Annotated in this window: 7 protein-coding genes; 4 read left to right on the forward strand and 3 right to left on the reverse strand. The window is 58.4% G+C overall.

Features of this window, described 5'->3' with window-relative positions; genetic code table 11:
- Positions 1-453 precede the first annotated feature (453 nt).
- From yaaA to ACJJU9_RS20195, 4 genes are all read left to right on the forward strand, one after another.
- Complete coding sequence (yaaA, locus tag ACJJU9_RS20180) at positions 454-1,233, forward strand: peroxide stress protein YaaA (protein ID WP_048389799.1); 780 nt, start codon at positions 454-456, stop codon at positions 1,231-1,233.
- 10 nt (positions 1,234-1,243) lie between these two features.
- A complete protein-coding gene (locus tag ACJJU9_RS20185; protein ID WP_048389804.1) occupies positions 1,244-1,708 on the forward strand; it encodes a hypothetical protein in 465 nt (154 codons plus the stop codon).
- A gap of 10 nt (positions 1,709-1,718) precedes the next feature.
- The gene (locus tag ACJJU9_RS20190; protein WP_407729380.1) at positions 1,719-2,537 is read left to right on the forward strand and encodes an SDR family oxidoreductase; all 819 of its coding nucleotides are present in this window, start codon (positions 1,719-1,721) and stop codon (positions 2,535-2,537) included.
- Between the two features lie 299 nt (positions 2,538-2,836).
- Entirely contained in the window at positions 2,837-3,037 is a 201-nt protein-coding gene (locus ACJJU9_RS20195; protein WP_048389807.1) for a hypothetical protein, read from the forward strand.
- A 145-nt stretch (positions 3,038-3,182) separates the two neighbouring features.
- Here the strand turns inward: ACJJU9_RS20195 and ACJJU9_RS20200 are convergent, their stop codons facing one another.
- From ACJJU9_RS20200 to ACJJU9_RS20210, 3 genes are read right to left on the reverse strand one after another with little or no spacing between them, the layout of a single operon-like run.
- Positions 3,183-4,421: an HlyD family efflux transporter periplasmic adaptor subunit gene (locus ACJJU9_RS20200; protein WP_153373946.1), complete on the reverse strand. Its 1,239-nt coding sequence runs from the start codon at positions 4,419-4,421 to the stop codon at positions 3,183-3,185.
- A gap of 40 nt (positions 4,422-4,461) precedes the next feature.
- Positions 4,462-6,657, reverse strand: coding sequence for a type I secretion system permease/ATPase (locus ACJJU9_RS20205; RefSeq protein WP_153434824.1), 2,196 nt, complete (start codon positions 6,655-6,657; stop codon positions 4,462-4,464).
- Complete coding sequence (locus ACJJU9_RS20210) at positions 6,654-8,021, reverse strand: TolC family outer membrane protein (RefSeq protein ID WP_153328769.1); 1,368 nt, start codon at positions 8,019-8,021, stop codon at positions 6,654-6,656. Before ACJJU9_RS20210 ends, ACJJU9_RS20205 begins: the two co-directional genes overlap by 4 nt.
- Positions 8,022-8,279 lie beyond the last annotated feature (258 nt).

Raw genomic sequence — 8,279 nt, forward strand, 5'->3', positions numbered from 1 at the left:
ATAAAAACTGCCAGCACTATAACCGCTAAGGTGATGTTGGACATTGGACGTAGCCTCGCAAAGCTCGTCAACTGCTACGGCGCAAAACCTGTAGGAGGGGCCGCCCCGTCTTCGACGCCGCGCTGTCGCGCAGCAAACAGGCCGCCGAGTATCTTCAGCATCCCCCAATCGGTTCCCTCTCCTTCGGGAGAGGGCTAGGGTGAGGGGGCTCTTAGATCAAGATCAAAAGATCGCGAGCAAGCTCGCTCCTACAAAGCCTTTAGAATCAATCACTTATTTTATGTTTGATAAGAGCGAGCTTGCCTCGCGATCTTTTGATCTGCCCCCTATCGCAGCCTTCGTGCCTCGTCAGCGACGACAAGCGCCTTGTTTTTCATGGCCTATCACCACCATAGGTGGAGTCAAACCGCTCAACCCCCTAGAATCGTCCGGACGCTAACAGGAGACGACCTCATGCTGATGGTGATTTCACCCGCTAAAACCCTCGACTACGAGACGCCGCCAGCCACTGCGCGTTTCACCTTGCCGCAATACCTGGATCACTCCCAGGAGTTGATCGAACAACTGCGCACACTAAGCCCGCAACAGATTGGCGAGCTGATGCATTTGTCCGACAAACTCTCGGGCCTTAACGCCGCCCGTTTCGGCAGCTGGACCCCGGAGTTCACCCCTGACAACGCTAAACAGGCACTGCTGGCGTTTAAAGGCGATGTGTATACCGGCCTGAATGCGGTGGACTTCAGCGAGGCCGATTTCGACTACGCTCAAACGCATCTGCGCATGCTATCCGGGCTTTACGGCTTGCTGCGCCCGCTGGACTTGATGCAACCGTACCGCCTGGAAATGGGCACCAAACTGGCCAATGCCCGGGGCAAGGATTTGTACGCGTTCTGGGGCACCCGTATCAGCGAATGGCTGAATGAGGCGCTGGCCGAGCAAGGCGATGACGTGTTGCTGAATCTGGCCTCCAACGAGTACTTCTCGGCGGTAAAAAAGTCAGCCCTGAACGCCCGCATCATCAATACTGAATTCAAGGACCTGAAAAACGGTCAGCACAAAATCATCAGCTTCTACGCTAAAAAAGCGCGCGGCATGATGAGCCGTTTTGTGATCAAGGAACGCATTAACAACCCGGCCGATCTCAAGCAGTTTGACGCTCAGGGCTATCGTTACAGCGCTGAACAGTCAAAGCCCGATCTGCTGGTTTTCTTGCGCGACGAAGCTCCCGAGTAGAGGCGTAGCCATGTTTGTCGGCGTTTTACTCATCATTGCCTGGCTCGTACTGTTGCTGCGCTACCCACGCAAGGCGTTTCCGGTGTCGCTGGCAGCGCTGGTCGGGTTGGCAATAGTGGCCGCCTGCGTGGCCTGGCAAGACAGCCGGGAGGCTGATCAATTGGCCCGGCTGGATCTGCGCATTGTCTACGACCCGGCACAATGCCCCGCAGACCGTCCGCTGCAGTTAACCCTGACCAACAGCAATGACGTGCCGTTGAGCGAGTTGTCCTGGCGGATTGCGGCGTACGCGCCGGGTGACACGGTCAACCTCGCTGACAACCAGTACACAGCCCCGCATTATCGTGGCCCCGGTGAGTTGCAAGCGGGCGCCTCGTGGCAAGACTGTTTGCCAATGCCGCCGCTGCGCACCGGGTATCGCGCGCCAAGCCTGGAATTTCGCGCTGAGCGCCTGCAAGGCAGCTTCTCCAATTAAGGATATTTCGATGCGCCGTGTTTTGATTACCGGGTGCTCCAGCGGCATCGGCCGCGCCATGGCCGATGCGTTCAAGGTATCCGGCCATGAAGTGTGGGCCAGCGCCCGCAAACCGCACGATGTCGAGCACTTGGCAGCCGCCGGATTTATCGCTCTGCAACTGGACGTCAATGATCAGACAGCGCTGGCGCAACTGGCTGAGCGTCTGAGCCAGGAGACCGATGGCCTGGACGTGTTGATCAATAACGCCGGCTACGGCGCCATGGGTCCGGTGCTCGACGGTGGTGTTGAAGGCCTGCAGCAGCAATTTGAAACCAATGTGTTTTCAGTGGTTGGCGTCACCCGCGCATTGTTTGCCCAACTGCGTCGCAAGCAAGGGCTGGTGGTGAACATCGGCAGCGTGTCCGGCGTACTCGTCACCCCGTTCGCCGGTGCTTACTGCGCCTCGAAAGCAGCGGTCCATGCACTGAGCGACGCCTTGCGCATGGAGTTGGCGCCGCTCGGTATCCGCGTGCTGGAAGTCCAGCCGGGCGCCATCAACACCCAGTTTGCGAAAAATGCCAGCGATCAGGCTGAACACTTGATCAGCGAGAGCTCCCCATGGTGGCCGATGCGTGAAGGCATTCGTGCACGGGCCAAAGCTTCGCAAGACAACCCCACCCCCGCCACCGCGTTCGCCACAGCCGTACTTAACGCCGTAGACCGCCGAAAACCACCCCACCTGCTGAGGTACGGTAATGGCAGCCGCGCTCTGCCGCTGCTCGCCGCGCTGGTGCCGAGCGGGCTGCTGCAAAAAATACTGATGAAGCGATTTGGCTTGAATCGCTAACAGTCGGCCAACACATCAAAGCACCGGAATTAAAAGGGCTTATATCGAAAGAGCATGAAGCCCTATGACGGCTGGCCCGCGTTTTAAACCCACGTTAAACACCCAATTAAACAGCGCCCTCGCCCCATCACGAGCAGCTGAAAAGTTCTTTATTGACGGCTTATTCAATAAAACAAAATTGTTTGAATCGATACTTCAGAGGTGATATTAAATCGCCAATAGACTATGTTCAGTCTCGATCAGTATTCATATTGCTGCACGCGGCAGTCGATACCGCGTACGACACAAGGAGTCAGAAAATGCCTGATAAAACAACGCGCCTAACCATTCTTATTGACTCTTCGACCAAGCAAAAGCTAGAGATCCTGTCTGAAGAAACAGACCTGACCATCTCGCAAGTCATCAGAAAGCTAATAAGAGACCACCTTCATCAGTATGAGAACAAAACGATTAACACCTCTAACAACCGGGAGAAACTAGATTCGTCAACCCATGCTTAATATATAAATAGGACTAATACTTTAGCATTAACTCATTAATACTCTTTACACGGATTAATAGTATTACTTAGTTAAAAGACTATTTTACCGGTTGAACCAGGAATGCCCCATATCATTGGGGCACCCGTGGTCACAGTACGATTCCCTACCGCTCACGCAGCGCCTCGCGCGCGCGATTCATTGGCTTGATCAAGTAGTCGAGCACGGTTTTGCGCCCGGTCTTGATGTCGACCGAGGCGATCATCCCCGGCACGATCGAGAACGTTTTCCCGGCCTTGTTCTTCAGCACATCGGCATCGGTGCGGATAAACACGCGGTAGTAGAAGACCTCGGGTTTGGCTTCGTCCTGAATCGTGTCCGGGGAGATGGTCACGACTTTGCCGTCCATCCCGCCGTAGATCGAGTAGTCGTAGGCGGTGATTTTGACCTTGGCCACCTGGTCGGGGTGGATAAAGGCGATGTCCCGTGGCGAAATGCGCGCTTCGATGAGTAGCTGTTCATCCATCGGCACAATTTGCATCAGGCGGCCGTTGGGCGGGATGACGCCGCCGATGGTCGTAACCTCGATGTCTTTGACGATGCCGCGGACCGGCGAACGCAAGGTCAGGCGGGTCACGGAGTCGGAGCGCCCGCGCATTACCGAAGACAGGGTCTCGACGTCGGCGTTGGCTTTGGCCATCTCCTCTCCGGCGTGCACCATGTAGTCGGAGCGCGCCTGGGTCAGTTTTAACTCCAGCTCCGCCTTCTGGCGCTTCAGGCGCAACACTTCAACGTTGCTGGCCGCGCCGACCTTGGCCAGGTTCTCGGTAATTTCAAGCTCGCTGCGCACCAGCGCCAACGAAGAGCGCACCCCCGCCAGCGATTCATCCAGGCCTTTGCGCCGCGTGGTGTACAAGTCGGTTTCGGCGCGGATCAGTGCCGGGTAGCCCTGCAATTCATCGGGGAACACAAGCGGCTTGTTGTTCACCTCGGCCTGCAAGCGCACCACGCTGGCCAGGGCTGCCCGGTACTTGGCCGCACTTTCATCGAAGTTGGATTCACTTTTGGTCGGGTCGAGCTTGGCCAGGGTTTGCCCGCTCGCCACAATATCGCCCTCGCTGACGTTCAATTCGGTGACGATCCCGCCTTCGAGTGACTGAATAATTTGCTCGCGGGAGGTCGGAATGACTTTGCCGGTGCCGTTCGACACTTCATCGACTTCAAAAAAGTAAGCCCAGACGCCAAATGCGATCAGCATCAGGCACACGTAGCCGACCACCCGTGTCGCCCGCACCACGGTGCTGTCATCGACGCCATCATGATACGGCCGGGTGCTGTCGTCTTCGCTGGCCAGCAGCGGGATTTTCTTCGGCCCTTGTGGCCCGTGGGACGTTTTATTGTTCATGTGAAGGTCCTTGAGCGCGACGCTGTCCGTGGCTGCGGGTTCATTGCGCGGCTTTCTGTGGTTTGGACAGGCGTGCTATGGCGTTGTCTTTGCTGTCATCAACGACGATGCGCCCGTTGTCCACGACAATGATCCGATTGACCAGGCTCAAGACGCTCATGCGGTGGGTGGCAATGATCAAGGTGCGATGACCGGCCCATTTGTCCAGGTTCTGGATCAGGTTGCGCTCGCTCGCTTCATCCAAAGACGCCGTGGGTTCATCCAGCAGGACGATATGCGGCTGGCGAATAAACAGACGCGACAGCAACAAGGCCTGACGCTGCCCGCCCGAAAGCCCCAAGCCGCCCTCAAGGATCAAGTGGTCCATGCCATCGGCAAACTTGCTGACGAACTCTGCGGCGCCGGTGAGCGCCAGCGCGTTAAGGATTTCGCTGTCGGTGGCGTGGGGCGCGCCGAGGATGAGGTTGTCGCGCAAGGTGCCGTGAAACAGCCGGGAGTTTTGCGTGAGCAGCCCGACGTCGCGACGCACGTCCGCCGGGTCTATGTGCCCGAGGGCAACGCCGTCTAGGCTGATGCTGCCCTCCTTCAGATCGAGCATCCCGGCCAGCGCCTGAAGCAATGTCGATTTGCCCGCACCATTACGCCCCAGGACGGCGATACGCTCACCCGGCTGGATCTTCATATCCGCCACAGTCAACGCGGGCGCAGGAGAATCGCTGGAGTACTGGAACGCCGCCTCATTGAGCACATAATCGCCGCGTACCACGGGCAAATGCACCCGCTTGCTGCCATCGGCATGATCCACCGGCAACTGCATGATCTGGTTGAGGCTTTGCAGGGCGACTTTGGCCTGCTGCCAGCGCGTGAGCACGTGGGTGAGTTGCGCCATCGGCGCCATCATGCGGGACGACAGAATCGACGCGGCCACCAGGCTACCGGTGGTCATGTCGCTGGCCATGACCATCGGCGCGCCGAACACCACGACCACGGCAAACACCGAGCCCTGCACCGTGTTGCTCCAGGACACTAACGAATTGGTCAGCATGCGCAACCGCAGGTTGGCGTCGGCACAACTGGCGTTGTAGTGGTTCCACTGCTGCTGGAAACGCTGTTCGGCTTGCAGCGACTTGATATCGTCCAGTCCCTGAATCGTCTCTACCAGCATGGCGCTGCGCAACGAGCTTTCGCGCATCGACTCGTTGGCCATGCGCGCCAGTTTCTTTTGTGACATCAGGCCCGGCACCACCATCAACACCACCGCGAGGATGGGGATCGCCACCAAAGGCCCGGCGATAAACCAGAAGATCACCAGAAACAGCAAAAAGAACGGTAAATCTGCCAACGCCGTGGCGGTGCTGGAGGTGATCAGGTCGCGCACCTGTTCCAGCTCTTTGATCTGCGAAATAAACGAGCCAGTGGATTTGGGCCGCACGCTGTTGCGAAGGCGGATGGCGTGGCCGAACACCAGATCAGACACGCGCAAGTCGGCGCGTTTGCCGAGCATGTCAGTGATCCGTACGCGGGTCAGGCGCATCATCAAATCGAACACCAGCGCCAGCACCACGCCGCCAAACAGCACGTACAAAGTGGGCATCGACTCGGCCGGAATCACCCGGTCATATACCTGCATCGAGAACAGCACCCCGGCCAGCCCGAGCACGCTGGTGACCAGCGACGCCAGCATTACGTAGCTGTACGGGCGCAAGTCCCTCAGCACGATGTTTCGGAACCAGTCCTTCTCGTAGGTTTTTATATAGTCATCGATCCGCGCATCGCGCACCGCGCGCATGGGCCGCAGCACTACGATTTTGCTGGCATGCTCGATCAGTTCCTGACGCGAGATACGGCTCTGCAGGCCCGCGTCACCGCTGTAGGTGATGCCCAAATCGTCATCGTCGCCCAGGGTTTGCAAGACACCGACCTGACCATCATCAAATTGCAGCACCAACGGCATTTGCCGCTGCATAAGGGTGGTCGCGGTGAAGTCGACAATCACACAATTAAGCCCCGCCTGGCGCGCCATCAGCCGCACCACCTCCTCGACGGTCTTGCCTTCGGTCCATTGCACGGCGAGGCGCACGCTTTGTGCGGAACACTCCAGCCGGTAGTGCCGGGCAACGAGCAGGACCGCGTCCAGCCACACTTCATAATCCAGCGGGGCAGAGTGATCAGGCGCCGTTTCAGCGGGTTGTTCGGCAGCTTGCGTGTCGGCCTCAAGCATCACGGTATCGTTCATGGTCGGATCTCCACGCCTTGGATCGAGCTGTTATCCAGATGGAAGGCTGTGCGCAATCCGCCGGTGTTGTAGAGGCAATCAATCTTCAGGCGGCGCAGGTCGGACGCGGTGTTTTCACGGTCCATGCGCGCCTGGTGGATTTCCTGCTCGGCATTGAGTAAATCAAGCAGCGGCCGGGTCCCCAGCTCCAGGTATTGCTGGCGATACAGGTCGCGGGTTTCAGAGATGCTGCGCTCACGAAAATCCAGGGTCGACAGGCGCTGGGTGAGGCTGGAGATTTGATCCCGCGCTTCCAGCAGCCCTTGGCGCACTGAAAGCCGTGCGGCGTCGTTTGCGTACTGCGCCGTGCGCAGGGCTTGTTCGGCAGAGGCTTTGCGGGCGTTGATCGCACCGCCCTGATAGATCGGCATTTTCACGTTCAGAAACACCCCGTAGCGTGTTCTGTCGCGGCCGTTTTGAACGTTGTTGTCGTTGCTGTCCAGGTACTGGGTCAGCTCCGGGTCCAGAGACAACGTGGGCAGCGCTTCGGCCCGCGCATTGGCGATTTGCGCCACGGCATCGACCTGCTGCGCCTGGGCGATCAACAACGAGGGGGTCACGGCTTCATCGGGCACCACGCCTTGGCAAGAGTGCTCCAGGCTGTCAGGAAAGCCCGGCGTGACGCTGACCGGCGCCTGCGAGCCAAGCAAGCTGCTCAATGCCCCGCGCCAACGGTTCAATTGCGCCGTGAATTGCAATTGCGTTGCCATTGCCGCTTCGACCCGTGAGCGCGCCTGAATCAAGTCAGAACGCGTACTGGCGCCCATGTCGCTGCGTTTTTGCGCCAGATCGGCAATCGCCGCCAGGCCATCCACTTGTTCGCGGGCCAGCCTCTGCAAGGTTTGCGCGCGCTGCAATTCAATCACCGAGAACGAGGTTTCCCGGGTCACCTGATCGACCGCCAACAACACCGCCGCCTGGCTGCCGTTGACGCGGGCAAGGGCGCTGTCGACGGTGCTCGACACCTTGCCGAAGTCATAGAGCATTTGTGACATCGACAAGGTGAACGCCTGGCTTTCGCCGTTGCCGTTCAAGCCACTGTCGTAGCCCGAGCGCAACCCGCCGCTGATTTGCGGGTAGTAACCGGAACGGGCAATGGTCACGTTCTGTTGTTGCTGATACAGCTTGCCGATCGACTCGGCGATAGCCGGGTGCCACGCCACGACCATTTGTACCGCGCGGGTCAGGTCGAGGGTGCCCGGAACTACTCGTTGCGGGGGGATCGGCGCACTGACGCCCATTGGCCCTCCCGGTAAATTCGTGCCCAATTGACTCGGGCTGATGGTGCTGACGCTTTCGGCGTCGTCATACATCGATTTGGCCATGACCCGTTCAAGTAACAGCGGGGTTAACGCAACGGCACAAACCACAACCGACAACTGTTTAACCAGCGTTCTATGCCTCAAATCCAGCCCCCAGATGAGTGTTGGCCTGCAATAAAGGCGCACTCAGCGAAACAGCATTGGGGTATCACATGCACGCCTTGGCTCAGGTGTGCACGCAACAATGGATCGTTACTCGCAGCCCGCAACGATCCATCATTGCAATACCGTTAGTACACAAAACCGGGCCTTTGAAGGCCC

The sequence above is a fragment of the Pseudomonas helleri genome (genome assembly GCF_045830615.1).
GTDB lineage: Bacteria > Pseudomonadota > Gammaproteobacteria > Pseudomonadales > Pseudomonadaceae > Aquipseudomonas > Aquipseudomonas helleri.

What these genes read in the sequence shown, in the direction of transcription:
- ACJJU9_RS20190 (WP_407729380.1), top strand. Translation starts at nt 1,719, where the DNA reads ATGCGCCGTGTTTTGATTACCGGGTGCTCCAGCGGCATCGGCCGCGCC.
- ACJJU9_RS20210 (WP_153328769.1), bottom strand. Translation starts at nt 8,021, where the DNA reads ATGGCCAAATCGATGTATGACGACGCCGAAAGCGTCAGCACCATCAGC.
- ACJJU9_RS20205 (WP_153434824.1), bottom strand. Translation starts at nt 6,657, where the DNA reads ATGAACGATACCGTGATGCTTGAGGCCGACACGCAAGCTGCCGAACAA.
- yaaA (WP_048389799.1), top strand. Translation starts at nt 454, where the DNA reads ATGCTGATGGTGATTTCACCCGCTAAAACCCTCGACTACGAGACGCCG.
- ACJJU9_RS20185 (WP_048389804.1), top strand. Translation starts at nt 1,244, where the DNA reads ATGTTTGTCGGCGTTTTACTCATCATTGCCTGGCTCGTACTGTTGCTG.
- ACJJU9_RS20195 (WP_048389807.1), top strand. Translation starts at nt 2,837, where the DNA reads ATGCCTGATAAAACAACGCGCCTAACCATTCTTATTGACTCTTCGACC.
- ACJJU9_RS20200 (WP_153373946.1), bottom strand. Translation starts at nt 4,421, where the DNA reads ATGAACAATAAAACGTCCCACGGGCCACAAGGGCCGAAGAAAATCCCG.